Annotated in this window: 22 protein-coding genes; 15 read left to right on the top strand and 7 right to left on the bottom strand. The window is 71.3% G+C overall.

Features of this window, described 5'->3' with window-relative positions; translation table 11 throughout:
* The first annotated feature begins 20 nt into the window (after positions 1–20).
* The 9 genes from OG985_RS26970 (at position 21) to OG985_RS27010 (ending at position 11,519) form a co-directional block, all read left to right on the top strand.
* Positions 21–920 carry a TatD family hydrolase gene (locus OG985_RS26970; RefSeq protein ID WP_371670920.1) on the top strand — a complete coding sequence of 300 codons (900 nt, stop codon included), beginning with the start codon at positions 21–23 and terminating at the stop codon, positions 918–920.
* 166 nt (positions 921–1,086) lie between these two features.
* Positions 1,087–2,577, top strand: a complete 1,491-nt coding sequence (locus OG985_RS26975; RefSeq protein WP_371670921.1) for a ubiquitin-like domain-containing protein — start codon at positions 1,087–1,089, stop codon at positions 2,575–2,577.
* A 33-nt stretch (positions 2,578–2,610) separates the two neighbouring features.
* On the top strand, positions 2,611–3,549 hold the full coding sequence (gene rsmA, locus OG985_RS26980; protein WP_371670922.1) for a 16S rRNA (adenine(1518)-N(6)/adenine(1519)-N(6))-dimethyltransferase RsmA: 939 nt from the start codon (positions 2,611–2,613) through the stop codon (positions 3,547–3,549).
* A complete protein-coding gene (locus tag OG985_RS26985) occupies positions 3,546–4,457 on the top strand; it encodes a 4-(cytidine 5'-diphospho)-2-C-methyl-D-erythritol kinase (RefSeq protein ID WP_371670923.1) in 912 nt (303 codons plus the stop codon). The genes rsmA and OG985_RS26985 overlap by 4 nt, the downstream gene beginning before the upstream one ends.
* Positions 4,458–4,462: 5 nt before the next feature.
* Positions 4,463–4,648, top strand: coding sequence for a hypothetical protein (locus OG985_RS26990; protein ID WP_371670924.1), 186 nt, complete (start codon positions 4,463–4,465; stop codon positions 4,646–4,648).
* Between the two features lie 71 nt (positions 4,649–4,719).
* Positions 4,720–6,537 (top strand): ABC-F family ATP-binding cassette domain-containing protein, encoded by a 1,818-nt coding sequence (locus OG985_RS26995; RefSeq protein ID WP_371670925.1) that lies wholly within the window; start codon positions 4,720–4,722, stop codon positions 6,535–6,537.
* 236 nt (positions 6,538–6,773) lie between these two features.
* Positions 6,774–8,618, top strand: coding sequence for a PQQ-binding-like beta-propeller repeat protein (locus OG985_RS27000; RefSeq protein WP_371670926.1), 1,845 nt, complete (start codon positions 6,774–6,776; stop codon positions 8,616–8,618).
* A gap of 55 nt (positions 8,619–8,673) precedes the next feature.
* On the top strand, positions 8,674–10,548 hold the full coding sequence (locus tag OG985_RS27005; protein ID WP_371670927.1) for a PQQ-binding-like beta-propeller repeat protein: 1,875 nt from the start codon (positions 8,674–8,676) through the stop codon (positions 10,546–10,548).
* A 263-nt stretch (positions 10,549–10,811) separates the two neighbouring features.
* Positions 10,812–11,519, top strand: a complete 708-nt coding sequence (locus OG985_RS27010) for a LuxR C-terminal-related transcriptional regulator (RefSeq protein WP_371670928.1) — start codon at positions 10,812–10,814, stop codon at positions 11,517–11,519.
* A 105-nt stretch (positions 11,520–11,624) separates the two neighbouring features.
* On the opposite strand, the gene OG985_RS27015 is transcribed toward OG985_RS27010, so the two are convergent.
* Together OG985_RS27015 and OG985_RS27020 are read right to left on the bottom strand one after the other, a co-directional pair.
* Positions 11,625–11,963, bottom strand: a complete 339-nt coding sequence (locus OG985_RS27015; RefSeq protein WP_371670929.1) for a hypothetical protein — start codon at positions 11,961–11,963, stop codon at positions 11,625–11,627.
* Between the two features lie 29 nt (positions 11,964–11,992).
* Positions 11,993–13,684: a sodium:solute symporter family protein gene (locus OG985_RS27020; RefSeq protein WP_371670930.1), complete on the bottom strand. Its 1,692-nt coding sequence runs from the start codon at positions 13,682–13,684 to the stop codon at positions 11,993–11,995.
* Positions 13,685–13,866: 182 nt separating this feature from the next.
* On the opposite strand from OG985_RS27020, the gene galT reads away from it, so the two are divergent.
* From galT to galK, 3 genes are read left to right on the top strand one after another with little or no spacing between them, the layout of a single operon-like run.
* The gene (gene galT, locus OG985_RS27025; RefSeq protein WP_371670931.1) at positions 13,867–14,928 is read left to right on the top strand and encodes a galactose-1-phosphate uridylyltransferase; all 1,062 of its coding nucleotides are present in this window, start codon (positions 13,867–13,869) and stop codon (positions 14,926–14,928) included.
* The gene (gene galE / locus OG985_RS27030) at positions 14,925–15,887 is read left to right on the top strand and encodes a UDP-glucose 4-epimerase GalE (RefSeq protein WP_371670932.1); all 963 of its coding nucleotides are present in this window, start codon (positions 14,925–14,927) and stop codon (positions 15,885–15,887) included. The genes galT and galE overlap by 4 nt, the downstream gene beginning before the upstream one ends.
* Before the next feature lie 26 nt (positions 15,888–15,913).
* Positions 15,914–17,077, top strand: a complete 1,164-nt coding sequence (gene galK, locus OG985_RS27035; protein ID WP_371670933.1) for a galactokinase — start codon at positions 15,914–15,916, stop codon at positions 17,075–17,077.
* Here the strand turns inward: galK and OG985_RS27040 are convergent.
* Complete coding sequence (locus tag OG985_RS27040) at positions 17,070–17,525, bottom strand: GNAT family N-acetyltransferase (protein WP_371674504.1); 456 nt, start codon at positions 17,523–17,525, stop codon at positions 17,070–17,072. The two genes, galK and OG985_RS27040, sit on opposite strands and share 8 nt — an antisense overlap.
* 258 nt (positions 17,526–17,783) lie before the next feature.
* Between OG985_RS27040 and OG985_RS27045 the strand changes: the two genes are divergently transcribed.
* Complete coding sequence (locus OG985_RS27045) at positions 17,784–18,557, top strand: LuxR C-terminal-related transcriptional regulator (RefSeq protein ID WP_371670934.1); 774 nt, start codon at positions 17,784–17,786, stop codon at positions 18,555–18,557.
* 31 nt (positions 18,558–18,588) lie between these two features.
* On the opposite strand, the gene OG985_RS27050 is transcribed toward OG985_RS27045, so the two are convergent.
* Complete coding sequence (locus OG985_RS27050; protein WP_371670935.1) at positions 18,589–19,086, bottom strand: MarR family winged helix-turn-helix transcriptional regulator; 498 nt, start codon at positions 19,084–19,086, stop codon at positions 18,589–18,591.
* A gap of 89 nt (positions 19,087–19,175) precedes the next feature.
* Here OG985_RS27050 and OG985_RS27055 point away from each other — a divergent pair, with 89 nt between their 5' ends.
* On the top strand, positions 19,176–19,985 hold the full coding sequence (locus OG985_RS27055; RefSeq protein ID WP_371670936.1) for a trans-aconitate 2-methyltransferase: 810 nt from the start codon (positions 19,176–19,178) through the stop codon (positions 19,983–19,985).
* 49 nt (positions 19,986–20,034) lie between these two features.
* On the opposite strand, the gene OG985_RS27060 is transcribed toward OG985_RS27055, so the two are convergent.
* The 3 genes from OG985_RS27060 to OG985_RS27070 form a co-directional block, all read right to left on the bottom strand.
* Positions 20,035–20,637, bottom strand: coding sequence for a Uma2 family endonuclease (locus OG985_RS27060; RefSeq protein WP_371674505.1), 603 nt, complete (start codon positions 20,635–20,637; stop codon positions 20,035–20,037).
* 84 nt (positions 20,638–20,721) lie between these two features.
* Entirely contained in the window at positions 20,722–21,399 is a 678-nt protein-coding gene (locus tag OG985_RS27065) for a TetR family transcriptional regulator (RefSeq protein WP_371670937.1), read from the bottom strand.
* On the bottom strand, positions 21,396–22,406 hold the full coding sequence (locus OG985_RS27070; protein ID WP_371670938.1) for an acyl-CoA desaturase: 1,011 nt from the start codon (positions 22,404–22,406) through the stop codon (positions 21,396–21,398). The genes OG985_RS27065 and OG985_RS27070 overlap by 4 nt, the downstream gene beginning before the upstream one ends.
* A gap of 286 nt (positions 22,407–22,692) precedes the next feature.
* On the opposite strand from OG985_RS27070, the gene ppc reads away from it, so the two are divergent.
* A complete protein-coding gene (ppc, locus tag OG985_RS27075) occupies positions 22,693–25,425 on the top strand; it encodes a phosphoenolpyruvate carboxylase (RefSeq protein ID WP_371670939.1) in 2,733 nt (910 codons plus the stop codon).
* Positions 25,426–25,445 lie beyond the last annotated feature (20 nt).

A 25,445-nucleotide genomic window follows, 5' to 3' on the forward strand; every position in this document is an offset into this window, starting at 1 on the left:
CCCTTTCGTAGGATCGGGGCATGCCTTCGAACGCCCCCGACCGAGCCGGCGCCTCCGACAAGAACGCGGCACCGCCGCTTCCGGAACCCCTCCGGGTGCCGGTCGCCGACTCCCACACCCACCTCGACATGCAGTCCGGCACGGTGGACGAGGGCCTCGCGAAAGCCGCGTCGGTCGGCGTGACGACGGTCGTCCAGGTCGGCTGCGACGTGCGCGGTTCCCGGTGGGCGGCCGAGACGGCGGCGCGGTACGACGCCGTCCACGCGACGGTCGCCCTGCACCCCAACGAGGCCCCGCGCATCGTGCACGGCGATCCCGACGGGTGGTCCCGGCAGGGCGCGCGCACCCCGGGCGGGGAGGCGGGACTCGACGAGGCGCTCGCCGAGATCGACCGGCTGGCCGCGCTGCCCCAGGTCAAGGGTGTCGGCGAGACAGGGCTCGACTTCTTCCGTACCGGGCCCGAGGGCAAGGAGGCGCAGGAGAGGTCCTTCCGCGCCCACATCGAGATCGCCAAGCGGCACGGCAAGGCCCTGGTCATCCACGACCGCGACGCCCACGCCGACGTGCTGCGCGTCCTCAAGGAGGAGGGCGCCCCCGAGCGGACGGTGTTCCACTGCTACTCCGGGGACGCCGAGATGGCGGAGATCTGCGCCGGCGCCGGCTACTTCATGTCGTTCGCCGGCAACGTGACCTTCAAGAACGCCCAGAACCTGCGGGACGCCCTCGCCGTCGCCCCGCTGGAGCTGGTCTTGGTGGAGACCGACGCGCCCTTCCTGACCCCGGCGCCGTACCGCGGACGGCCCAACGCCCCGTATCTGGTCCCGGTCACGGTGCGTGCCATGGCCGCCGTGCGGGGCATCGGCGAGGACGCGCTCGCGACGGCACTCGGCGCGAACACGGCCCGCGCCTTCGGCTACTGAGCGTGTCGCTGAGGGTGCCGCGTCGCACCCCGTGACACCGCTCAGGGACACCTGCCCCGGCCCGAGGGCAACCGTCCGTAGTCGCGTCGCTTTGGAGAGTGACTCCCGCTCCGCTAGGTTCTGGGGGCCCGATCCGGACCCTTACGGCCCTCTGGAGCGTGTCGGCGTGAGCAACTCGCAGTACGAGACCTACGAGACCTACGGGACGCACGACCTGTACGACCCGGGCCCGAGCCGCGGCACGGATTTCGCCGTGGACCTCGCGGCCCCCGGCGCCGGCCCCCGGCCGGACTCCGGCACTGGCCCGTACGACGCCTACGAGCCGGCGCCGTACGACGGCTTCGACCTGCACGGCCCACCGACGCTGCACAGCGCGCCGACACTGGCGTACGGACTGCGCGACGGGCGGCCGGTGCCCGCCCCGCCCGGGATCCCCGGGCCGTCCGGCACGCGGGCGTACGAGGACACCTACCGGCCCGCGTACGAGGCGCCCGCCGCACCGTTGCGCGCCGGAGTGAGCCGGGGATCCGGACGGCGGCGCAAGGCGCGGTACGCCGAGCGCGTGGACGGACCGATGCGCCGCCTGTTGCCGCAGGCGCTGGTCGTCGCCTTCCTCGCGGGCGGCACCACCGCGTTCGTCGCCGAGGACAAGGCGATCGAGCTGAACGTCGACGGGAGACCGCGCACCCTGCACACCTTCGCGGACGACGTGGGCGACGTCCTGGCGGACCAGGGCGTCACCGTGGGAGCGCACGACATGGTGGTACCCGCCCCCGGGACGGAGCTCGCCGACGGTGACGAGATCGCGGTGCACTACGGCCGCCCCGTCCGGCTCACGCTCGACGGCCGACCGCACGAGGTCTGGACGACGGCGCCCACGGTGGAGGAGGCGCTCAGACAGCTGGGCGTGCGCGCGGAGGGCGCGTACCTGTCCACCTCGCGCTCCCGGACCATCGGACGCGAGGGGCTCGCGCTCGACGTGCGCACCGAGCGCTCGGTGACGATCATGGCGGACGGCCGGGCACGCACCGTCCGCACGAACGCGGCGACCGTCCGCGAGGCGATCGAGGAGGCCGGCATCACCCTGCGCGGCGAGGACACCACGTCCGTGGCGCCCGAGAGCTTCCCGCGCGACGGGCAGACCGTCACCGTGCTGCGGATCACCGGCTCCCGGGAGGTCCGCGAGGAGACGATCCCCTTCCAGGTGCGGCGCACCGACGACTCCTCCCTGTTCCGCGGCACGGAGGTGGTCGAGCGGGCCGGACAGCCGGGGCTGCGCCGCATCACGTACGCCCTGCGGACCGTCAACGGGGTGAGCCAGAAGCCGCGCCGGATCAGGTCCGAGCTGGTGCGCGAGCCGCGCGCGCAGGTCGTCAGGGTGGGCACGCGGATGCTGCCGACGTCCGTGCGGGGCGCCGACCACCTGGACTGGCAGAGCCTCGCGGCCTGCGAGTCCGGCGGCCGCCCCGACGCGGTGGATCCCTCGGGGACCTACGGCGGCCTCTACCAGTTCGACACCCGGACCTGGCAGAACCTCGGCGGCGACGGACGGCCGCAGGACGCGCCGGCCGCGGAGCAGACGCTGCGGGCGAAGAAGCTGTACGTGCGCCAGGGCGCGGGTCCCTGGCCGCACTGCGGGGCGCGGCTGCACGGGTGAGGCGGGCCGGCCGGGGCCCCGTACCCTGGTGCGGTGAGCAGCAGCCCCGCCCCCGACGCCCTTCTGAGCCCCGCCGACATCCGTGAACTGGCGGCCGTCCTCGGCGTACGCCCCACCAAGCAGCGCGGCCAGAACTTCGTGATCGACGCCAACACGGTCCGCCGTATCGTCCGCACCGCGCAGGTCCGGCCCGACGACGTGGTCGTCGAGGTCGGGCCCGGGCTCGGCTCCCTCACCCTGGCCCTGCTGGAGGCCGCCGACCGGGTCACGGCGGTCGAGATCGACGACGTGCTGGCCGGCGCGCTGCCCGCGACCGTCGTGGCCCGGATGCCGGAGCGCGCCGACCGGTTCGCGCTGGTGCACTCAGACGCGATGCACGTCACCGAGCTGCCGGGCCCCGCCCCGACCGCGCTGGTCGCCAACCTGCCGTACAACGTGGCCGTGCCGGTGCTGCTGCACATGCTCGCCACCTTCCCGAGCATCGAGCGCACCCTCGTGATGGTCCAGGCGGAGGTCGCCGACCGCCTCGCGGCCCCGCCCGGCTCGAAGGTGTACGGCGTCCCCTCCGTGAAGGCCAACTGGTACGCCGAGGTCAAGCGGGCCGGATCCATCGGGCGCAACGTGTTCTGGCCGGCGCCGAACGTCGACAGCGGGCTCGTCGCGCTGGTCCGCCGCAGCGAGCCGGTCGAGACGACGGCGTCGAGGCGGGAGGTCTTCGCGGTGGTCGACGCGGCGTTCGCGCAGCGCCGCAAGACGCTGCGGGCCGCGCTCGCCGGGTGGGCCGGCTCGGCGCCCGCCGCGGAGGCGGCCCTCGTCGCGGCCGGCGTCTCACCGCAGGCGCGCGGGGAGTCCCTGACCGTCGAGGAGTTCGCGCGGATCGCGGAACACCGTCGGCGGACCGACAGCGCCGAAGGCGCCGACAGCGCCGGGAACACGGCGAACACGGAGAACGAGGAGTCTGGTCAGCGGTGAGCGTGACGGTACGCGTGCCCGCCAAGGTCAACGTGCAGCTCGCGGTGGGTGCGGCCCGGCCCGACGGCTTCCACGACCTGGCCAATGTGTTCCTGGCCGTCGGCCTCTACGACGAGGTCACGGTGACCCTGGCCGACGGGCTCCGCGTCACCTGCGAGGGGCCGGACGCCGACCAGGTCCCCCTCGACCGGACGAACCTCGCGGCCCGCGCGGCCGAGGCCCTCGCCGTGCGGTACGGCCGCAGCCCCGACGTGCACATCCACATCGCCAAGGACATCCCGGTGGCCGGCGGCATGGCGGGCGGCAGTGCGGACGGCGCGGGCGCGCTGGTGGCCTGCGACGCGCTGTGGGGCACCCGCGCCTCCCGCGTCGAACTCCTGGAAATCTGTGCCGAGTTGGGCAGCGACGTGCCCTTCAGTCTGGTGGGCGGGGCGGCCCTCGGTATCGGCCGGGGCGAGAAGCTCACGACGCTGGAGACCGGCGGCACCTTCCACTGGGTGTTCGCGATGGCCGGGCGCGGGCTGTCGACCCCGGCCGTGTTCCGCGAGTTCGACCGGCTCGGCGAGGGCCGGGAGATCCCCGTGCCCGTCGCCTCCCGGGAACTCCTCGACGCGCTGGCCAAGGGCGACCCGGACGCACTCGCCGCCGCCGTCTCCAACGACCTCCAGCCCGCTGCCCTCTCCCTGTTCCCCGAGCTCTCGGACACCCTCGCCGCGGGCCGGTCCGCCGGCGCCCTCGCCGCCCTGGTCTCGGGCTCGGGGCCGACGACGGCCTTCCTCGTCCGCGACCCCGGGTCGGCGTCGAAGGTCGCACAGGCGCTGCGGACCTCCGGGACGTGCCGGACGGTGCGTACGGCGTCGGGGCCGGCGCCGGGCGCGACGGTGCTCGGCGACCGGGTCGCGTCCTGACCCGGGTGCCTCACCCCGTCTTCGCCGGTGGCCTGGACCCGCAGGCGAAGATCACCTACGTCAGCCGGGTCAACGGCGTGACGAAGGACGTGACGACGGTCGGCGGCCACCGCGACCGGCTGCGGACCGAGTGCCCCGGCCGGACGGTGTACGACCTGCTCGACGAGGTCCGGGCGGCCACGGCCCGCTGACCTGCGGGGGACCGGTCACCACGCGGGCGCATTACGCTGGGAGGCTGATCGATCCCCCTGTCAGGAGAGTAATGGCCGTCAACCTGGTCAATGTCGAGAACGTCAGCAAGGTGTACGGCACTCGTGCCCTCCTCGACGGCGTGTCCCTCGGCGTCTCCGAAGGGGACCGCATCGGTGTCGTGGGCCGGAACGGGGACGGCAAGACGACCCTGATCCGGATGCTCGCCAAGCTGGAGGAGACCGACACCGGGCGGGTCACCCACTCCGGCGGCACGCGCCTGGGCGTCCTCACCCAGCACGACTCCCTCGACCCGTCGGCCACCGTCCGGCACGAGGTCATCCGGGACATGGCCGACCACGAGTGGGCCGGGAACGCGAAGGTCCGGGACGTGCTCACCGGCCTCTTCGGCGGGCTCGACCTCCCCGGCTTCCCGCAGGGCCTGGACACCGTCATCGCCCCGCTCTCCGGCGGTGAGCGGCGCCGGATCGCGCTCGCCAAGCTGCTCATCGAGGAGCAGGACCTGATCGTCCTGGACGAGCCGACCAACCACCTCGACGTCGAGGGCATCTCCTGGCTGGCCCAGCACCTGCGGGAGCGGCGTTCCGCGCTTGTCTGCGTGACCCACGACCGCTGGTTCCTCGACCAGGTCTGCACCCGCATGTGGGACGTCCAGCGCGGTGACGTCTTCGAGTACGAGGGCGGCTACTCCGACTACGTCTTCGCGCGCGCCGAGCGCGAGCGGATCGCCGCGACCGAGGAGGTCAAGCGGCAGAACCTGGTCCGCAAGGAGCTCGCCTGGCTGCGCCGCGGCGCCCCCGCCCGCACCTCCAAGCCCCGCTTCCGGGTGGAGGCCGCCAACGAGCTCATCAAGGACGTACCGCCGCCGCGCGACAGCAGCGAGCTGATGAAGTTCGCCTCCTCGCGGCTCGGCAAGACCGTCTTCGATCTCGAGGACGTCACCGTCCAGGCCGGCCCCAAGGTGCTGCTCAAGCACGTGACCTGGCAGCTCGGTCCCGGCGACCGGGTCGGCCTGGTCGGTGTCAACGGAGCTGGGAAGACCTCCCTGTTGCGGGCCATGGCCGAGGCGGCCCGCACGGACGGCGAGGTGCAGCCCGCGGGTGGGCGGGTCGCCGTCGGCCGGACGGTCAAGCTCGCCTACCTCTCCCAGGAGGTCGCCGAACTCGAACCCACGCTGCGCGTGCTGGAGGCCGTGCAGCAGGTACGGGAGCGTGTCGACCTCGGCACCGGGCGCGAGATGACGGCCGGGCAGCTGTGCGAGACGTTCGGGTTCAACAAGGAGAAGCAGTGGACGCCCGTCGGCGACCTGTCCGGCGGTGAGCGGCGCCGGCTCCAGCTGCTGCGGCTGCTCATGGACGAGCCCAACGTCCTCTTCCTCGACGAGCCCACCAACGACCTCGACATCGAGACCCTCACGCAGCTGGAGGACGTCCTCGACGGCTGGCCCGGGTCGATGATCGTCATCTCCCACGACCGGTTCTTCGTCGAGCGGACCACCGACCGGGTCTTCGCTCTGCTCGGCGACGCCACCCTGCGGATGCTGCCGCGCGGCATCGACGAGTACCTCGAGCGCCGCCGCCGGATGGAGGAGGCCGCCGCGGCCGCCGCCTCCGCGGGCGCGGGCGCCTTCGCGCAGAAGGCGGTGCCGGAACGGAGCGCCGCCGACCAGCGGGCCGCGAAGAAGGAACTCCAGAAGATCGAGCGGCAGTTGGACAAGGTCTCCGAGCGGGAGACCAAGCTGCACGCGCAGATCGCCGAGCACTCCACCGACTTCGCGAAGGTCGCCGAACTCGACGCCGAACTGCGTGACCTGGCAGGCAGGCGCGAGGAACTGGAGATGACCTGGCTGGAACTCGCCGAGGACGCGTGAGCGGCGCACCACCGTCGCGTACCTGCGCCGCGCGCGCCGCGTGAAGGGGGCGTGAAGGCGCGTAACGAGGGCATCACGGGCCGGTCCTCCCTTGGGAACAGGGGAGGACACGGCCCGGTGCGCTGTCCGCGCCGGGTGATACAAAGAGCCGTCTGAGAACTGTCTGAGTACGACTCTGGGTCCTTCGCGTACCTCGGGGCGTGGCGAAAAATCAGTGAACGAGGGGGAGCACGCTGATGACTCAGCCGCCCGACCAGCCTGCCCGGCCCGGCGGTTTCGGCCCGCCGCAGGACCAGCCGCCGTCCGGTGGCGGGTTCGGCCCGCCACCACCACAGGGCCCGCCACCACCACAGGGCCCGCCGCCGCAGGCACCGCCACCACCTCCGCAGAGCCCGCCGCAGGCCCCGCCGCCCGGCGCCCCGCAGCCCGGCTACGGCTATCCGCAGCAGCAGCCCGGCTACGGTCCGCCCCAACAGCCGGGCCCCTACGCCCAGCCCGGCCCGTACGGCGCACCCGGCACCCCCGGTGCCACCGGCCCGTACGGCCATCCCCAGCAGCCGGGACCGTACGGGCAGCAGCCCGGCTACGGCTACCCGCCGCAGCCGCAGTTCCCCGGCGCGCCCGGCACCCCGCCTCCGGGCTCCGGCTCCCGCGGCCCCTTCAAGGGCAGGCCGGCGGTCCTCATCGGGGCGGCGGTGGCGGCGCTGCTCGTCGTCGGCGCGACCGTGTGGGCGGTGAACGGCGACGGCGGCGGCGAGGACAAGAAGCCGGTCGCCCAGAAGAGCGACGACGCCAAGGCCTCCGCCTCCACCGACCCCGCCGACCCCGGTGACGGCAGCGGTGACGGCGGCGCGGACCCGGAGAACCTCAACGAGGGCCGCAAGGCCGGCGAGGCCAAGGTGCTCTGGTACAAGGAGGCGCCCGACGCGCCCGGTTCCGGCGCCGACGCCCCCGGCATGTGGGTCACCGACAAGACCGCAGTGAAGGCGGCGTACAAGCAGCTCTTCGCCTACGACGTCGGCAGCGGCACCCCGACGTGGGACCCGATCACCTTCCCGCAGAAGATCTGCGCGGTCACCCCGCGGCAGACCGCCGACGACACCGTCGTCGTGGCCTACATGAGCGGCACCAGCGACCGCGCCAAGTGCAACCAGCTCCAGCAGATCGACCTGAACACGGGCAAGAAGGGCTGGACCACCGAGGTCGCGGACGGCGCGCTGTTCGACAGCGCGATCAGCGTCGAGCTGACGGTCAGCGGCAACACGCTGATGGTGGGCCGCTCGCAGTCCGGGACGGCGTACGACGTCGGGACCGGCAAGAAGCTGTTCGACAAGAAGAAGTACGGCGACGCCTGCTTCCCGACCGCCTTCGCGGGCGGCAGCCGGCTGATCTCCGTCGCGTCCTGCGACGCCTCGGGGGCGAACGAACACGACGAGATGCAGGAGCTCGACCCCAGGACCGGCAAGGCCAGATGGACGCGGAAGTTCGACAAGGGCTGGCGGGTCGCCCGCGCCTACTCCGTCGACCCGCTCGTCATCTACAGCACCAACGAGGACAAGAAGGCGTGGAACATCTCCACGTTCACCGACACCGGTTCGTTCCGCTCCCAGGTCGGCTTCGACGAGGAGTTCGCCCCCGAGTGCGGCTGGGCGATCCTCGAGCGTGACCTGACGGGCTGCCAGGGCGTGGCCGCCGACGCGAACACCCTCTACCTGCCGACCGAGGAGAGCAGCGGCGCCAACGAGGTCGTCGCCGTCAACCTCGCCACCGGCAAGGAGAAGTGGCGCGTCAAGTCCCCGGCCGACGAGTCGATGCTGCCGGTGAGGGTGGAGGGCGGCAGGCTCATCGCCTATGTGGAGCCGTCGTACGACGCGGGCGGCCAGGTCGTGTCGATCCCGACGACCGGCGGCAGCCACACCCCGACGAAGCTGCTGCAGAACCCGCAGGGCACCGCCGACATCGAGAACGGCTTCTTCTCGAAGGCGTTCGACTGGGTCGACGGGCGGTTCTACCTCTCGACCACCCGGCTGACCGGCAATGACGAAGCGAAGGAGAAGTTGATGCTCGCCTTCGGCAAGTGACCCCTCCTGCCCGCGCTCCCGTCCCCGCAGCCCCTGCCTCAGAGGTACTCACTTCATGACCCAGCCGCCGCCTCCGCCGCCCAACGAGCCCCCGCAGCAGGGCGGGTTCGGCCCGCCGCAGGACCAGCCGCCGCAGCCGCAGGGCGGTTTCGGCCCACCCCAGGCCCCGCCGCCCCAGCCCCCGCAGACGCCCCCGCCGCCCGCCCCGCCGGGCGGACAGCCTCCGCAGGCGCCCCCCGGCTACGGCTATCCGCAGCCGCCGGCGCCCGCCGGCTACGGCTACCCGCAGCAGCCCCAGCCCCCGCAGGCCCCCGGCTACGGCTACCCCGGCCAGCAGCCGAACCCGTACGGCCAGCAGAATCCGTACGGCCAGCAGCAGCCGCCGCCCGGTTACGGCTATCCGCAGCCGACGATGCCGCTGTACCCGCAGCCGGGTCAGGCGGCCGGTGGCGGGCGGAAGTTCAACGCGCAGCTGGCGATCATCGTGGCGGCCGTCGCCGCGATCGCACTGATCATCGGCGGCGGTGTCTGGTACGCGTCCTCGTCCGGTGACGACGGCAAGAAGGACGACACCGCGCACTCCACCGGCGGCACGGACGGCAAGGACGACACCGGCGGCAAGGGCGACACCGGTGGCGGCACCGGCGGCACCACCTCCGCCAAGCCCGTGGAGAAGGTCCCCGCGAACCCCGCCTCCGAGCTCCTCTTCAAGATCCCGGCACCCGAGGTCGCCAAGAGCTCCACCATCTCGGTCGCCGGCTCCTGGCTCACCGACAAGGTGTACGCCAAGAGCGGCGTCGCGAAGATCACCGGCTACGACCCCGCCAAGGGCACCGAGCTGTGGACGATCAAGCTGCCCGGCCCGGTCTGCCAGGGCAGCAACCACATGACCGACGACCACCGGACGGCCATCACCTACCAGCCCGCCATGCCGACCAAGGCGCAGCCCTCGCACGGCTGCACCCAGGTCGCGGCGATCGACCTCGACGCGGGCAAGAAGCTGTGGACCAAGACCGTCAACTCCGGTGACCAGCCGATCAGCCTCAGCAACGTCACCGTCAGCGCGAACACGGTCGCCGTGGGCAGCACCAGCGGAGGCGGCGCCTTCGACATCGACTCCGGCAAGGTGCTGTGGGCCCCGAAGTCGTCGGACACCTGCTACGACTCCGGCTACGGCGGCGGACCGAAGCTGGTCGCGGTGCGCAAGTGCGGCCCCTACGACGACCGCGAGCTGCACATCCAGACCATCGACCCGGCGTCCGGGAAGGTGCTCTCCGACTACGAGATGGCGGCCGGCATCGAGTACGCCAGCGTGGTGTCGACCGACCCGCTGGTCGTGGCGGCCGACGTCGGTGAGGCGGCGAAGGACGGCAGCGGCATCTCCGACTTCTTCTCCATCGACAACAAGACCGGCAAGCTCCGCATCCGCGTCCCGGCACCCAGCGACAAGTACGCGGCCACCTGTGACGGCATCACCAAGGTCGAGGAGTGCCACCAGGTCGTGGTCGGCAACGACCGGCTCTACCTGGCGACCGAGGAGCACGACGGCGGCGGCGACTTCAGCCAGACCAACGAGATCGTCGCCTTCGACCTGGCCACCGGCAAGCTGACCGGGCAGCGCGCCGACGCGGGCGAGGACTACACGATCTCCCCGCTGCGCATGGACGGCACCAACCTCATCGCCTACAAGCGCCCGCCCTACGACAAGGGCGGCCAGGTCGTGAGCATCGACGGCGGGTCCTTCAAGGCGACCAAGCTGATGGAGAACCCGTCGACCGAGTCGGTGCGCTCCGCGGAGTCGCGGATGACCCCGGACTACTCCGAGATCCTCTACGCGCAGGGCCGTCTCTACATGTCGGACGTGTTTGCGAGCGCCCTGACCGGTAGCGGGGACAAGGAGTACCTGGCGATCGTCTTCGGGGCGAGCTGACGTCCCACCGGCCCCACGGTCACGGCCCCGTCCCTGCTCAGGGGCGGGGCCGTGCGCGTACCGCTCATCACCCTCGAATGCGAGGAATTTCGGCGATCTGGGGCACTTCTCGCCTGTAGGGGGCGCGCGACGTCGAACAAGCGTGTAGCTTCCGGGGGCATGAGGGCGGGGAGCCGGGTGGGGGGCTTCTGTCCGTGCGGACCGGTGGGCATCCATAGTGGGGCGTTCACGGGATTCCGTTGGGGGAACTGGGGGGTTGCTCGATGGGAGTGCGGCTCATGGTGGTCGACGACCACCGGCTGCTGGCCGAGGCGCTGGCCTCGGCGTTGAAACTGCGCGGGCACCGGGTGCTCGCCGCCGCGGCGCCGGCCGCGGGTGCGGCGGAACTGGTGATCAGCCGGTCACCGGAGGTGTGCCTGCTGGGGACGGCGACACCGGCCGAACCGGGCATGTTCGACCCGGTGGTGCGGATCAAGCGGGAACGGCCGCAGGTCGCGGTCCTGGTCCTGGGCCCGGTGCCGAACCCGCGGGGCATCGCGGCGGCCTTCGCCGCGGGAGCCTCCGGCTACGTACGGCACGACGAGCGCATCGAGGGGGTCGAGCGCGCGATCATGAAGGCCCGGGCGGGTGAGGCGGCCGTGGCTCCGCAGTTGCTCCAGGGCGCCTTCAGTGAACTGCTCAACCCGGTGGCCCAGCCCGACGACGAGGGACAGCGCCTGCTGCAGATGCTCACCCCCCGCGAGGTGGAGGTCCTGGTCCGGGTCGCCGACGGCGAGGACACCCGGCTGATCGCGGCCGGTATGGGCATCGCCCCGTCGACCGCCCGCACCCACGTCCAGCGGGTCCTGATGAAGCTGGGCGTGGGCTCTCGTCTGGAGGCGGCGGCGCTGGCCGCGCGGACGGGTCTGCTGGACCGGGCGGGCCCGGTGCCGCACGCTCCACCGGAGGCGGGCGTGCTGCCGGAGCCGTAGGGGGAGTGGCGGCGGCCCGCTCACGGCGGCCCGCTCGCGGCGGGCCGTCGGGTCGCGTACGTCGCCGACCGCGCGGGCGGCATCGACCGCGCGGGTGTCCCGCCGTCAGCCGGCCGGCTTGTCGCCCGGGGGAGCGGCGTCCGGCGCCGGGATCTCCGGGACGGGCGCCGCCGTGGGCCGCAGCTTCAGCCAGGCCAGGAAGAACAGGCCCAGGAGCAGCATGCCGAGGCCGGTCCACAGGTTGATGTTGACGCCCTCCGACTTGTCGAGTGAGGCGTCGGAGGGGGAGATCCCGGCGATCGTCACGATGACGCCGTAGATCACGAACAGTCCGCCGATGATCAGGCGGATGTCGAACAGGCGGGCCGCGGTCGTCGACCGGCTCTCCAGGTCGGAGACCTCCCGCTGGACGTCCTTCTCGGACCATCCGGAATATTCAGACATGTCTCTCCATCTTCCCCGTCGGAACGCCGTCAGAACGAGAACGGGATGTAGCAGGCGGCCGCCAGGATCACCGCGCCCCAGCCCAGCAGGGCCGGCCGGCGGTACCAGGCGTCGTCCCCGGCGGCGGGCGGCTCGGCCATGCCGGGTGAGGTGGTGCCGTACACCAGGCCCTCGAGCTCCTCCGCCGGCTTGGGCGCGGTGAACAGCGACACGACGACCATGACCACCGCACCGGCCACGAACCCGGCGATCGCGGAGACGAAGTTGGCGCCCTGGTCGGTGGGGATGCCGATGACGTCCTGCTTGTAGAGGACGAAGTAGTTGACCATCGCGGCGGTGGTGCCGGCCAGCAGTCCCCAGAAGCCGGACTTCTTCGACGCGCGCTTCCAGAACATGCCGACGATGAAGACGACGAACATCGGCACGTTGAAGAAGGAGAACAGCGTCTGCAGGTAGCTCATGATGTTCGAGAACGAGGACGCCAGGAACGCCGTGCCGATCGAGGCCATGACGCCGACGATGGTGATGAGCCGCCCGAAGCGCACGTAGTACGCGTCCTCGCGGCCCCGCACCACGTACTTCGCCCAGATGTCGGTGGTGAACACGGTGTTGAAGGAGGAGATGTTGGCCGCCATGCCCGCCATGAACGCGGCGAGCAGCCCGGTCACCGCGATGCCGAGCACACCGTTGGGCAGCAGCTGCGCCATGAGGTACGGGATGGCGTCGTTGTACTGGAGGTCCGAACCGGACGTACCGATCTTCGGCACGAGGACGGCGGCGACCAGGCCCGGGATCATCACCAGGAACACGATGAAGATCTTCGGGTACGCGGCGATCAGCGGGGTGCGCTGGGCCGCGGACAGGTTCTTCGCGGACAGGGCGCGCTGCACCTCGGCGAAGTTGGTCGTCCAGTAGCCGAAGGACAGCACGAAGCCGAGCCCCAGGACGATGGTCAGCCAGTTCGCGCCGAGCGGGTTGGCGCTGCCGATGCCGGTGCCGCCCCACGCGGTGACGAAGTTGTCGCCGTGGGTCTTGGTGAGGGCGTCGCTCAGGCCGTCCCAGCCGCCGACCCTCTTCAGGCTGAGCACGACCAGCGGGATCAGCGCGGCGAGGATGACGAAGAACTGCAGCACCTCGTTGTAGATCGCCGAGGACAGGCCGCCGAGGGTGATGTACGCGAGGACGAAGAAGCCGGCCACCACGATGGCCACCCACTGCGGCCAGCCCAGCAGTGCCTCGACCACGATCGCGAGGGCGTACAGGTTCACGCCCGCGATCAGGATGGCGGCGAAGGCGAACAGGACCGAGCTCAGCAGGTGCGCCCCCTTGTCGAAGCGCAGCAGCAGCATCTCCGGGACGGAGCGGACCTTGGAGCCGTAGTAGAAGGGCATCATCACCAGGCCGAGGAAGACCATGGCGGGGATGGCGCCGATCCAGTACCAGTGCACGGTGTAGGCGCCGTACTGGGCACTGTTGGCGGCCATCCCGAGGATCTCGGTGGCGGCCAGGTTGGCCGAGATGAAGGCCAGGCCGGTGATCCAGGCGGGCAGGGAGCGCCCGGAGAGGAAGAAGTCGAGGCTGGTCTTCACGGAGCGGCGGGCGGCGAAGCCGATGCCCAGGACGACGACGAAGTAGATGCCGAGGATCGTGTAGTCGAGCCCGTTGGTGGGGAGCCGGAGCTCGGCTGCCAGTGAGGTGGCCGGATGGGTGGGGGTTGGCATGCAGCGCTCACCTTGCTTGGTGTTCTTTGTTTGATTGTGATGGTGACGAACGTGGGGAATTCTGCTTTGATGTGTTCGGTTCTGTTTAAAGCTTGATCACTGCTCGATGGTTGCTCGATCACTGCTCGACCGGTCCCCGGATCGATGCCTGGATCGGTGTACGTACGGATGGAGAGCCCGGCGTGAAGAAGACCTCGACCCGGCTGGCCGACGGTCGTGAGCTCATCTACTACGACCTGCGGGACGACACGGTGCGCGACGCGGTGGACCGGCGCCCGCTGGAGCGCACGGTCACCACTTCGGAGGTACGCCGTGACGTGCTGCTCGGCGACGAGGTGGCGATCGCCTCGCACCGCCAGGGCCGCACCTACCACCCCCCGGCCGACCAGTGCCCGCTGTGCCCGACCCAGGGCGACCGGCTGAGCGAGATCCCGGACTCGTCGTACGACGTGGTGGTGTTCGAGAACCGCTTCCCGTCGCTGGCCGGCGACTCGGGCCGCTGCGAGGTCGTCTGCTTCACCTCCGACCACAACGCGTCCTTCGCCGACCTGACCGAGGAACAGGCCGGTCTGGTCCTGGACGCGTGGACGGACCGTACGTCGGAGCTGTCGCATCTCCCCTCCGTGGAGCAGGTCTTCTGTTTCGAGAACCGCGGTGCCGAGATCGGTGTGACGCTGGGGCACCCGCACGGCCAGATCTACGCCTACCCCTTCACCACCCCGCGCACCGCGCTGATGTTGCGCTCGGTCGCCGCGCACAAGGAGGCCACCGGCGGGGAGAACCTCTTCGACGCCGTCGTGGAGCGTGAACTCGCCGGCGAGCGGGTCGTCCTCGAGGGTGAACACTGGGTCGCCTTCGTGCCGTACGCGGCGCGTTGGCCCTACGAGGTCCACCTGTACCCGAAGCGTCGCGTGCCCGACCTGCTCGGGCTCGACGAGGACGCGCGCACAGAGTTCCCCCAGGTCTATCTGGAACTCTTGAGGCGCTTCGACCGGATCTTCGGGGAAAGTGAAACGCCCACGCCCTACATCTCGGCCTGGCACCAGGCCCCGTTCGGCGCGCTGGAGGAGTTCGAGGGCGTCAACCGCGACGACTTCGGGCTTCACCTCGAGCTTTTCACCATCCGCCGCACCTCCGGCAAGCTGAAGTTCCTCGCGGGTTCCGAGTCCGGCATGAACGTGTTCATCAACGACGTGCCGCCGGAGTTCGCGGCCGAGCGACTGCGAGAGGTAGCGAGTTCATGAGTGGGAAGTACCTGGTCACCGGTGGCGCGGGCTATGTCGGCAGCGTGGTCGCCCAGCACCTGCTGGAGGCCGGCCACGACGTCACCGTCCTCGACAACCTGACGACCGGCTTCCGCGAGGGTGTGCCCGCCGGGGCGGTCTTCATCGAGGGCGACATCCGTGACGCCGCCACATGGCTGGACTCCTCCTACGACGGCGTCCTGCACTTCGCCGCCTCCTCCCAGGTGGGCGAGTCGGTCGCGAAGCCCGAGAAGTACTGGGACAACAACGTCGGCGGCACGATGGCGCTGCTCGGCGCGATGCGCGAGGCCGGCGTGCGCACGCTGGTGTTCTCGTCCACGGCCGCCACGTACGGCGAGCCGAAGGAGGTCCCGATCATCGAGTCGGCACCGACCTCGCCGACCAACCCGTACGGCGCCACCAAGCTCGCCGTCGACCACATGATCACGGGCGAGGCCGCGGCACACGGCCTGGGCGCGGTCAGCCTGCGCTACTTCAACGTGGCGGGCGCGTACGGCGCGTACGGCGAGCGCCACGACCCCGAGTCCCACCTGATCCCGCTGGTCCTGCAGGTCGCGCAGGGCCGGCGGGAGGCGATCTCGGTCTACGGCGACGACTACCCGACCCCGGACGGCACCTGCGTCCGCGACTACATCCACGTCGCGGACCTGGCGGAGGCCCACCTCCTGGCACTGCGGGCGGCCACCTCCGGCGAGCACCTGATCTGCAACCTCGGCAACGGCAACGGCTTCTCCGTCCGCGAGGTCATCGAGACGGTCCGTCAGGTCACCGGCCACCCGGTCCCCGAGGTGGTCGCCCCGCGCCGGGGCGGCGACCCGGCGGTGCTGGTGGCGTCGGCCGATGCCGCCCGGGAGCGGCTGGGCTGGAAGCCGTCGCGCGCCGATCTCAAGGGGATCGTCGCGGACGCCTGGGAATTCGCGCAGCAGCGCGGCAACTAGAACGCGGGAAAGGTCAGGGTCAGGGGATGAGCGAGGCTGTCGCTGTGGCTGTCGCCGAGCGGTTCAGGGAGCTGTACGGGGCCGATCCGGACGGGGTGTGGGCAGCGCCCGGCCGGGTCAACCTGATCGGCGAGCACACCGACTACAACGACGGCTTCGTCATGCCGTTCGCGCTGCCGCACGTGGCGGTCGCGGCGGTGGCGCGGCGCGCCGACGGTGTGCTGCGGCTGCACTCGGCGGACATCGAGGGCGGCGTGGTGGAACTGCGCCTGGACGAACTGGCCCCCCAGTCCGACCGGAACTGGACGGCGTACCCGGCGGGTGTGGTGTGGGCGCTGCGCGACGCGGGCCACGACGTCACCGGCGCGGACGTCCACCTGACGTCGAGCGTGCCCACGGGCGCCGGGCTGTCCTCCTCGGCGGCGCTGGAGGTCGTGGTGGCGCTGGCCCTCAACGACCTGTACGCCCTCGACCTCGAGGGCCGGCAACTGGCCCGGCTGTGCCAGCGCGCCGAGAACGTCTACGTCGGCGCCCCCACCGGGATCATGGACCAGACGGCCTCCGCCTGCTGCGAGACCGGCCACGCCCTGTTCCTCGACACCCGCGACCTGTCCCAGCGGCAGATCCCCTTCGACCTGGCCGCCGAGGGCATGCGCCTGCTGGTCGTCGACACCCGCGTCAAGCACGCCCACAGCGACGGCGAGTACGGCAAGCGCCGCGCGGGCTGCGAGAAGGGCGCGGCCCTGCTGGGCGTCGACGCCCTGCGGGACGTGCCGTTCGACGGACTGGCCGCGGCGCTGGAGCGACTGGCCGACGAGGAGGAGGTCCGCCGCCTGGTCCGGCACGTGGTGACGGAGGACGAGCGGGTGGAGCGGGTCGTCTCCCTGCTGGAGGAGGGCGACACCCGCGCGATCGGCCCGGTCCTCACCGAGGGCCACGCCTCCCTGCGGGACGACTTCCGCATCTCCTGCCCGGAACTGGACCTGGTCGTCGACACGGCCCTGTCGGCCGGCGCCCTCGGCGCCCGCATGACCGGCGGCGGCTTCGGCGGCTCGGCGATCGTCCTCGCCCAGGCGGCCGACGTCGACACGCTCACCAAGGCGGTCGAAGAGGCCTTCGCGGCGGCCGGTTTCACCGCGCCACGGGTGTTCGAGGCGGTGCCCTCGGCGGGGGCGCGCAGGATCAGCTGAGCCGCTTCGTCAGCGTGTACTCCGTGATCCCCGGCGGGTAGTCGGGGATCACGCACACCACCTCGTACCCCTGCTTCACATAGAACCGCGGTGCCTGGAAGTCCCACGTCTCCAGCCGTGCCGAGCGGCAGCCCCGCTTCCCGGACGCGATGCGCTCGGCCTCCGACAGCAGCCGGGAACCGATCCCCGAGCCGCGGTGGCGGCCGTCCACCCACAGGTACGTCACGTGCAGCCACGTCGTCCAGGTGTGACCGACCAGGCCGCCCGCCAGTTCACCCGCCTCGTCCAACACCCACACATGCAAAGGGACTTCGCGTTCACCCGGGGTTCCGCGCAGGGCGCGCAGGACCGGGGAGGCCGCCGTGTTGGTCTCCCTGAGCCTGCTGCGGAGCAGATCACGCCGGACCTTGTCGACTTCTGTCTCGATGCGAAACATGCGGCTCACCATAAACGCGTCGAGCGGCCAGTTCTGCAAAGAGCCTTCCGCTCCCGCCCCCCGGCCGTACCCTGTGAACAGCACCGGTGGGGGCCGGTGCTGATCAGGGGGCGAGACGGTCGGGTACGGCGCCCGCACCGGGGGTAGCAGTTCTCTGCACGGCGGCGGTCGTGTGGTGGCGGCACTCCCGGGCGCCGTGCCCGCAGCAGTCGTCCCTCTCCGAACCTTGGGGTATCCCCTGCTCTTCAGGAGCTTGGGGAAGGGGGTTTCGTGGTTCGCATTCGAGTTCTGGTCGTCGACGACCATCGCATCTTCGCCGAGTCGCTGGCCGCGGCACTGGCCGCCGAGCCGGACGTGGACGTCTCCGCGGCCGGCAGCGGCTCCGCGGCGCTGCGCAGTCTGGAGCGGGCGGCCGCCGAGGGACGCCGGTACGACGTGCTGCTCGTGGACGCCGACCTGGGCGGCAACATGCCCGGACTCCGGCCCGCCGTGCCCGTCTCGGAGGGCAACGAGGAAGGACTGGTCGACGGCATATCGCTTGTCGCCGGCGTCCGCACCGCACAGCCGACCGTCCGGATCGTCGTCCTCGCGGAGAAGGACGATCCGCGGCGGGCCGCGCTCGCGCTGCAGGCCGGGGCCTGCGGCTGGGTGGCAAAGGACTGCTCGCTGTCCCGGCTGCTCACCGTCATCCGGGGGGTCCTGCGCGACGAGACCCATCTGCCGCCGGCCCTGCTCACCGGGGTCCTGCGCGAGCTGACGGCGGCCCGCAAGCACCGCACCGACAGCGAACGGCTGGTGGAGTCGCTCACCCCGCGCGAGCGGGAGGTGCTGCGCTGCATGGTCGCGGGGCTGGGCCGAAAGGCGGTCGCGGAGCGGCTGTTCCTCTCGCCCCACACCGTCCGCACCCACATGCAGAACGTGCTGGGCAAGCTGGGCGTCCACTCCACCCTCGCCGCCGTCGCGCTCGCGCGCCGGGCCGGGGTGGGACCGGCCGACCTGGGGCCTGCCGGACGGGTCAGGCCGGAGGAGAGCAACAGCGCCTGACCGGCACCGGTGTGCTCCGCCGGGCGGCTGCCTAGCCGGGGATGTTGTCGAAGGGGGCGGTCAGCTGGCGCAGCAGGCCCGCCAGTTCGCCCCGCTGGGCGCGGGAGAGTTCCGCCAGGATCGCCCGCTCCTGGTCCAGCAGGCCGGCCAGGGCCTGGTCCGCGCGGTCCTGCCCCTCGGCCGTCAGGCGGACCAGCACGCCTCGCCGGTCGCTCGGGTCGGGCAGCCGCTCCACCAGGCTCTTCTTCGCGAGCCGGTCGATGCGGTTCGTCATCGTGCCCGAGGTGACCAGGGTCTGGGTCAGCAGTTGTCCCGGCGAGAGCTGGTACGGCGATCCGGCGCGCCTGAGCGCGGTCAGCACGTCGAACTCCCAGGGCTCCAGGGCGTGCTCCGCGAAGGCCAGCCGGCGGGCGCGGTCCAGGTGCCGGGCCAGTCTGCTCACCCGGCTGAGCACCTCGAGCGGTTCCACGTCGAGGTCAGGGCGCTCCCGGCGCCACGCTGCGACCAGCCGATCGACCTCGTCCTCCATGACGATCAGTGTAGTGGTTGTGTCGATGTGGAGTCTCTTGACGTGAAGTCTCTTGACGTCAAGATAAATGTCGGGGGAAGGTGGGAGCCATGACCACTCCTGCCTGGGACCCCGCCCAGTACCTCCGCCACGCCGGACACCGCGCCCGCCCCTTCACCGACCTGCTGGCCCGCGTCCCCGACCTGCCCGGTGCCCCGCCCCGCGTCGCCGACCTCGGCTGCGGCCCCGGCAACGTCACCACCCTCCTCGCCGACCGCTGGCCCACCGCCCGCATCACCGGCTACGACAACTCCCCGCAGATGCTCACCGACGCCGAGGCCTACGCGGGCCCCACGGCCGGCGGCGGCCACCTCGACTTCACCCACGCCGACGCCGCGACCTGGGCGCCCAGGGAGACGTACGACCTGATCATCTCCAACGCCACGCTCCAGTGGGTCGACGGACACCTCGACGCCTTCCCGGCCTGGCTGGACGCCCTCGCCCCCGGAGGCATCCTCGCCTTCCAGGTCCCGAACAACATCGACGCGCCGCTGCACGCCCTGATGCGCGAACTCGGCACGAGCGCACGGTGGAAGGACCGGCTCGGCGGCGTACTGCGCCGCGAGGACTCGGTGCACGCACCCGCCGTCTACCTGGACCGGCTCGCCCGCCTCGGCTGCGAGACCGACGTCTGGGAGACGACGTACCTGCACGTCCTGCCCGGCGAGGACCCCGTCCTCGACTGGGTGAAGGGCACCGGCCTGCGACCGGCCCTCACCGCCCTCGCGGACGACCCGAAGGCGAGGGACGCCTTCGTCACCGAATACCGCGACCTGCTGCGCGAGGCCTACCCGAGCGAGGAGTACGGCACGGTGCTCCCCTTCCGCCGACTGTTCGCCGTCGCCCGGAAGGGTGGCTGATGATCACGGCCCTGGACCACGGGCGACCGCCTGGAGTTCCTGGAGGCGGTCACAGTTCCCTGAGTGCGTCCAGGGTGATGTCGATGCCGAGGTCGTAGGGAACGCCGAGCTTGAGCGCGTCGTGGTGGATGCCGGTCAGCGCGTAGGTCTTCGACAGCGGGTCGAGCTCGTAGACACGGACGACGGGGTGCTGGTTCGCGCCCGCCATGTCGACCAGCCAGAAGTGCGGGATGCCCGCGGCGGCGTATTTGCGGGGCTTGGTGTCGCGGTCGCGCGCCTCGGAGTCGGGGGAGACGACCTCGACGGCCAGCAGGACGTCGGCGGCCTCGAAGCGCGTCTGCTCCAGACCGGTGACGGCCTCGGCGCGGACGACGGACACGTCCGGCTCGGGGCCGTTGCGGCGGTCCAGGACGACGGTCATCTCACGACGCACCTTCAGGTTCTTCGGGGTCGTGCGGCGCAGACCGGTCACGAGAAGGTCGATCATGGTGCTGTGGAAATCCCGCTGCGGACTCACGAAAACAAGGCTCCCGTCGAGCAGCTCGGTGTGCGGCGGGAGGTCAGGCAGCGTGAACAGGTCGTCCACGGTGTACCCGTCCTGCGGCGGCACCGGCCAGCGGCAGCCGTGCTCGGCGGTCGGCTCGGCGGTCATGGTTCCTCCCATGGACGGGATTCTCGGCCTGCCGCTCAACGGTAGCGGCGGGAATCCGCAGGCGTCATCACAAAGGGTGACCCGTCAGCTCTTCCGGCGCCCTATCAGATGCGGCTTCGCCTCCAGGCCGTCCAGGCCGTGCCAGGCCAGGTTGACCAGGTGGGCGGCCACCTCCGCCTTCTTCGGGCGGCGTACGTCCAGCCACCACTGGCCGGTCAGGGCGACCATGCCGACCAGGGCCTGGGCGTACAGGGGAGCCAGTTTCGAGTCGAAGCCCCGGTTCTTGAACTCGCGGCCCAGGATGTCCTCCACCTGGGTGGCGATGTCCGAGATGAGGGACGCGAAGGAGCCCGTCGACTGGGGGATGGGGGAGTCGCGGACCAGGATGCGGAATCCGTCCGTGTACTCCTCGATGTAGTCAAGGAGCGCGAAGGCGGCCTGTTCGCACAGCTCGCGGGGATGGCCGGCGGTCAGCGAGCTGGTCACCATGTCCAGCAGGCGCCGCATCTCGCGGTCCACCACCACCGCGTACAGCCCCTCCTTGCCGCCGAAGTGCTCGTACACCACCGGCTTGGACACCCCGGCCTTCGCCGCGATCTCCTCCACCGACGTGCCCTCGAAGCCCTTGGCGGCGAAGAGGGTGCGACCGATCTCCAGCAACTGCTGGCGGCGCTCGGCACCGGTCATCCGGGTGCGACGCGCTCGCCGCGGCTTCTCATTGCTCGGAGTGCTGCTGGAGTCGGTCGCCACGGCGTCCATCATGCCGCCTCGGCGGTCTCCCTCTCGTGCCGGGAGCCGTCCCCGTCGGTGTTCCGGCGCGAATCGATACGCGAGCGTGACGGCCAGCGCACGTCGGACGCCCAGCCGAGCTGCTCGAACCAGCGGATGAACCGCGCCGAGGAGTCCAGCTGACCGCGCTCCACCCCGTGCCGTGCCGAGGTCGGGTCGGCGTGGTGCAGGTTGTGCCAGGACTCACCGCAGGACAGCACCGCGAGCCACCAGACGTTGCCCGAGCGGTCGCGCGACTTGAACGGCCGCTTGCCGACCGCGTGACAGATCGAGTTGATCGACCACGTGACGTGGTGCAGCAGCGCGACCCGTACCAGCGAACCCCAGAAGAAGCCGGTGAACGCGCCCCACCAGGACATCGTCACCAGGCCGCCGATCAGCGCCGGCAGAGCCAGCGAGAGGAACGCCCACAGGATGAACAGGCGGGAGACCGCACGGAGCGCCGGGTCCTTGATCAGGTCCGGCGCGTACTTGTCCTGCGGGGTCTGCTCCTCGTCGAACAGCCAGCCGATGTGGGCCCACCACAGGCCCTTCATCAGCGCCGGGAGCGTCTCGCCGAACCGCCAGGGGGAGTGCGGGTCACCCTCCGCGTCGGAGAACTTGTGGTGCTTGCGGTGGTCGGCCACCCAGCGGACCAGCGGCCCCTCGATCGCCATCGAGCCCATGATCGCGAGGGCGATCCGCAGCGGCCGCTTGGCCTTGAAGGAACCGTGGGTGAAGTAGCGGTGGAAACCGATCGTGATGCCGTGGCAGCCCAGGTAGTAGAAGAAGACGAGCAGGCCGAGGTCCAGCCAGCTCACCCCCCAGCCCCACGCCAGCGGCACGGACGCCAGCAGCGCGAGGAACGGAACGGTGATGAAGGCGAGGAGCGCGATCTGTTCGATCGAGCGCTTCTGCTCACCGCCCAGCGTGGCGGAGGGCATGAGTGTGCCGTCGCTCGCCTCCGGGGCGTCTTCGATCACATCGGAGCTCGTGGTCATGGGCGTCCCCTGTGGGGTCGAGGGTGGAGAGAGGTGCCTTACTGCGGAACCGCGCGCAGCGCCCTACGGTTCCGTAACCTACGGCATCGTAAGTATGGCAGCGCGCCGGTCGGCGGCAAGAGCCCGGAATTCTGCGCGTCCGCATGGACACCTATCCTTGGAGTCGGTCGGACAGCGCGGTCCGCTCTGAATTCTTCCCGGATGTCCGCCCCGTATGCGGCAGCCGCCGCGAGGGCAGTCCGGGTTCCCCTCCGGACGAGCTTCAACACTGCAAGGAGCCGCACCTGTGAGCAGTGCCGACGACCAGACCACGACGACGAACACCGAGCTGCGCGCCGACATCCGACGGCTGGGTGACCTCCTCGGCGAGACCCTCGTCCGCCAGGAGGGCCCCGAGCTGCTGGAGCTCGTCGAAAAGGTCCGCCGCCTCACCCGCGAGGACGGCGAGGCCGCCGCCGAGCTGCTGCGCGGTATCGAACTCGAGACCGCGGCCAAGCTGGTCCGCGCCTTCTCCACCTACTTCCACCTCGCCAACGTCACCGAGCAGGTGCACCGCGGCCGTGAACTGCGCGCCAGGCGTGCCGCCGAGGGCGGCCTCCTCGCCCGCACGGCCGACCGGCTGAAGGACGCCGACCCCGACCACCTGCGCGAGACGGTCCGCAACCTCAACGTCCGTCCGGTGTTCACGGCCCACCCCACCGAGGCCGCGCGCCGCTCCGTCCTCAACAAGCTCCGGCGCATCGCCGCGCTGCTGGAGGCGCCGGTCATCGAGTCCGACCGCCGCCGGCACGACACCCGGCTGGCCGAGAACATCGACCTCGTGTGGCAGACGGACGAGCTGCGCGTCGTACGCCCGGAACCGGCCGACGAGGCCCGCAACGCGATCTACTACCTGGACGAGCTGCACGCGGGCGCCGTCGGTGACGTCCTGGAGGACCTGACCGCGGAACTGGAGCGCGTCGGCGTCAAGCTGCCCGACGACACCCGCCCGCTCACCTTCGGCACCTGGATCGGCGGCGACCGCGACGGCAACCCCAACGTGACCCCCCAGGTCACCTGGGACGTCCTCATCCTCCAGCACGAGCACGGCATCAACGACGCCCTGGACATGATCGACGAGCTCCGCGGCTTCCTCTCCAACTCCATCCGCTACACCGGCGCCACCGACGAGCTCCTGGACTCCCTCGGCACCGACCTGGAGCGCCTCCCGGAGATCAGCCCCCGCTACAAGCGGCTCAACGCCGAGGAGCCCTACCGGCTCAAGGCCACCTGCATCCGGCAGAAGCTCGAGAACACCAAGCTGCGCCTCGCCAAGGGCATCCCGCACGAGCCGGGCCGCGACTACCTCGGCACCCCCGAGCTGCTGCACGACCTGACCCTCATCCAGACCTCCCTCAGGGAGTACCGGGGCGGACTGTTCGCGGACGGCCGCATGGACCGCACCATCCGCACCCTGGCCGCCTTCGGCCTCCAGCTCGCCACCATGGACGTACGCGAGCACGCCGACGCCCACCACCACGCCCTCGGCCAGCTGTTCGACCGGCTCGGCGAGGAGTCCTGGCGCTACGCCGACATGCCCCGCGAGTACCGCGGCAGGCTGCTGGCGAAGGAGCTGCGGTCCCGGCGGCCCCTCGCGGGGACCCCGGCGCCCGTGGACGCGGCCGGCGAGAAGACCCTCGGTGTCTTCCAGACCGTCAAGAAGGCCCTGGAGGTCTTCGGGTCCGAGGTCATCGAGTCGTACATCATCTCCATGTGCCAGGGCGCCGACGACGTCTTCGCCGCGGCCGTCCTGGCCCGTGAGGCCGGCCTGCTCGACCTGCACGCCGGCTGGGCGAAGATCGGCATCGTGCCGGTGCTCGAGACGACGGACGAGCTCAAGGCCGCCGACACGATCCTCGAGGACATGCTCTCCGACCCCTCCTACCGCCGTCTGGTGGCGCTACGCGGAGACGTCCAGGAGGTCATGCTCGGCTACTCCGACTCCTCCAAGTTCGGCGGTATCACCACCTCACAGTGGGAGATCCACCGGGCCCAGCGCCGCCTGCGCGACGTCGCCCACCGCTACGGCGTCCGGCTGCGCCTGTTCCACGGCCGCGGCGGCACCGTCGGCCGCGGCGGCGGCCCCTCGCACGACGCGATCCTCGCCCAGCCCTGGGGCACCCTCGAGGGCGAGATCAAGGTGACCGAGCAGGGCGAGGTCATCTCCGACAAGTACCTGGTGCCGTCGCTGGCCAGGGAGAACCTGGAACTGACCGTCGCGGCCACCCTCCAGGCCTCCGCCCTGCACACCTCACCCCGTCAGTCCGTCGAGGCCCTCGCCCGCTGGGACGCGGCGATGGACGTGGTGAGCAACGCCGCCGAGGCCGCGTACCGCAGGCTCGTCGACGACCCCGACCTGCCCGCCTACTTCTTCGCCGCCACCCCCGTGGACCAGCTCGCCGACCTGCACCTCGGCTCGCGGCCCTCCCGCCGCCCCGACTCCGGTGCCGGCCTCGACGGCCTGCGTGCCATTCCGTGGGTCTTCGGCTGGACCCAGTCCCGCCAGATCGTGCCCGGCTGGTTCGGGGTCGGCTCCGGACTGAAGGCGCTGCGCGAGGCGGGTCTGGACACCGTGCTCGACGAGATGCACGAACAGTGGCACTTCTTCCGCAACTTCGTCTCCAACGTGGAGATGACGCTGGCCAAGACCGACCTGCGGATCGCCGCCCACTACGTCGACACCCTCGTCCCCGACGAGCTCAAGCACGTCTTCGACACCATCCGGGCCGAGCACGAGCTGACCGTGCGCGAGGTGCTGCGCGTCACCGGCGAACGGGAACTCCTCGACGCCACCCCGGTGCTGAAGCAGACCTTCACCATCCGCGACGCCTACCTGGACCCGATCTCCTACCTCCAGGTGACACTGCTCAAGCGGCAGCGAGACGCGGCCGCGGCGGGCGCGGAACCCGACCCGCTGCTGGCCCGGGCCCTGCTGCTGACGGTCAACGGCGTCGCGGCGGGCCTGCGCAACACCGGCTGATCCGCGAGAGGGCGGTGCCC

Source organism: Streptomyces sp. NBC_00289 (assembly GCF_041435115.1).
GTDB lineage: Bacteria > Actinomycetota > Actinomycetes > Streptomycetales > Streptomycetaceae > Streptomyces.

Excerpts from the sequence above, each read along its gene's own strand:
- OG985_RS26970 (WP_371670920.1), top strand. The coding sequence starts at position 21 with ATGCCTTCGAACGCCCCCGACCGAGCCGGCGCCTCCGACAAGAACGCG.
- OG985_RS27010 (WP_371670928.1), top strand. The coding sequence starts at position 10,812 with ATGGGAGTGCGGCTCATGGTGGTCGACGACCACCGGCTGCTGGCCGAG.
- OG985_RS27055 (WP_371670936.1), top strand. The coding sequence starts at position 19,176 with ATGACCACTCCTGCCTGGGACCCCGCCCAGTACCTCCGCCACGCCGGA.
- OG985_RS27060 (WP_371674505.1), bottom strand. The coding sequence starts at position 20,637 with ATGACCGCCGAGCCGACCGCCGAGCACGGCTGCCGCTGGCCGGTGCCG.
- OG985_RS27005 (WP_371670927.1), top strand. The coding sequence starts at position 8,674 with ATGACCCAGCCGCCGCCTCCGCCGCCCAACGAGCCCCCGCAGCAGGGC.
- OG985_RS27040 (WP_371674504.1), bottom strand. The coding sequence starts at position 17,525 with ATGGTGAGCCGCATGTTTCGCATCGAGACAGAAGTCGACAAGGTCCGG.
- OG985_RS27015 (WP_371670929.1), bottom strand. The coding sequence starts at position 11,963 with ATGTCTGAATATTCCGGATGGTCCGAGAAGGACGTCCAGCGGGAGGTC.
- OG985_RS27070 (WP_371670938.1), bottom strand. The coding sequence starts at position 22,406 with ATGACCACGAGCTCCGATGTGATCGAAGACGCCCCGGAGGCGAGCGAC.
- OG985_RS27065 (WP_371670937.1), bottom strand. The coding sequence starts at position 21,399 with ATGATGGACGCCGTGGCGACCGACTCCAGCAGCACTCCGAGCAATGAG.
- OG985_RS27020 (WP_371670930.1), bottom strand. The coding sequence starts at position 13,684 with ATGCCAACCCCCACCCATCCGGCCACCTCACTGGCAGCCGAGCTCCGG.
- galK (WP_371670933.1), top strand. The coding sequence starts at position 15,914 with ATGAGCGAGGCTGTCGCTGTGGCTGTCGCCGAGCGGTTCAGGGAGCTG.
- OG985_RS26995 (WP_371670925.1), top strand. The coding sequence starts at position 4,720 with ATGGCCGTCAACCTGGTCAATGTCGAGAACGTCAGCAAGGTGTACGGC.
- OG985_RS27050 (WP_371670935.1), bottom strand. The coding sequence starts at position 19,086 with ATGGAGGACGAGGTCGATCGGCTGGTCGCAGCGTGGCGCCGGGAGCGC.
- galE (WP_371670932.1), top strand. The coding sequence starts at position 14,925 with ATGAGTGGGAAGTACCTGGTCACCGGTGGCGCGGGCTATGTCGGCAGC.
- OG985_RS27000 (WP_371670926.1), top strand. The coding sequence starts at position 6,774 with ATGACTCAGCCGCCCGACCAGCCTGCCCGGCCCGGCGGTTTCGGCCCG.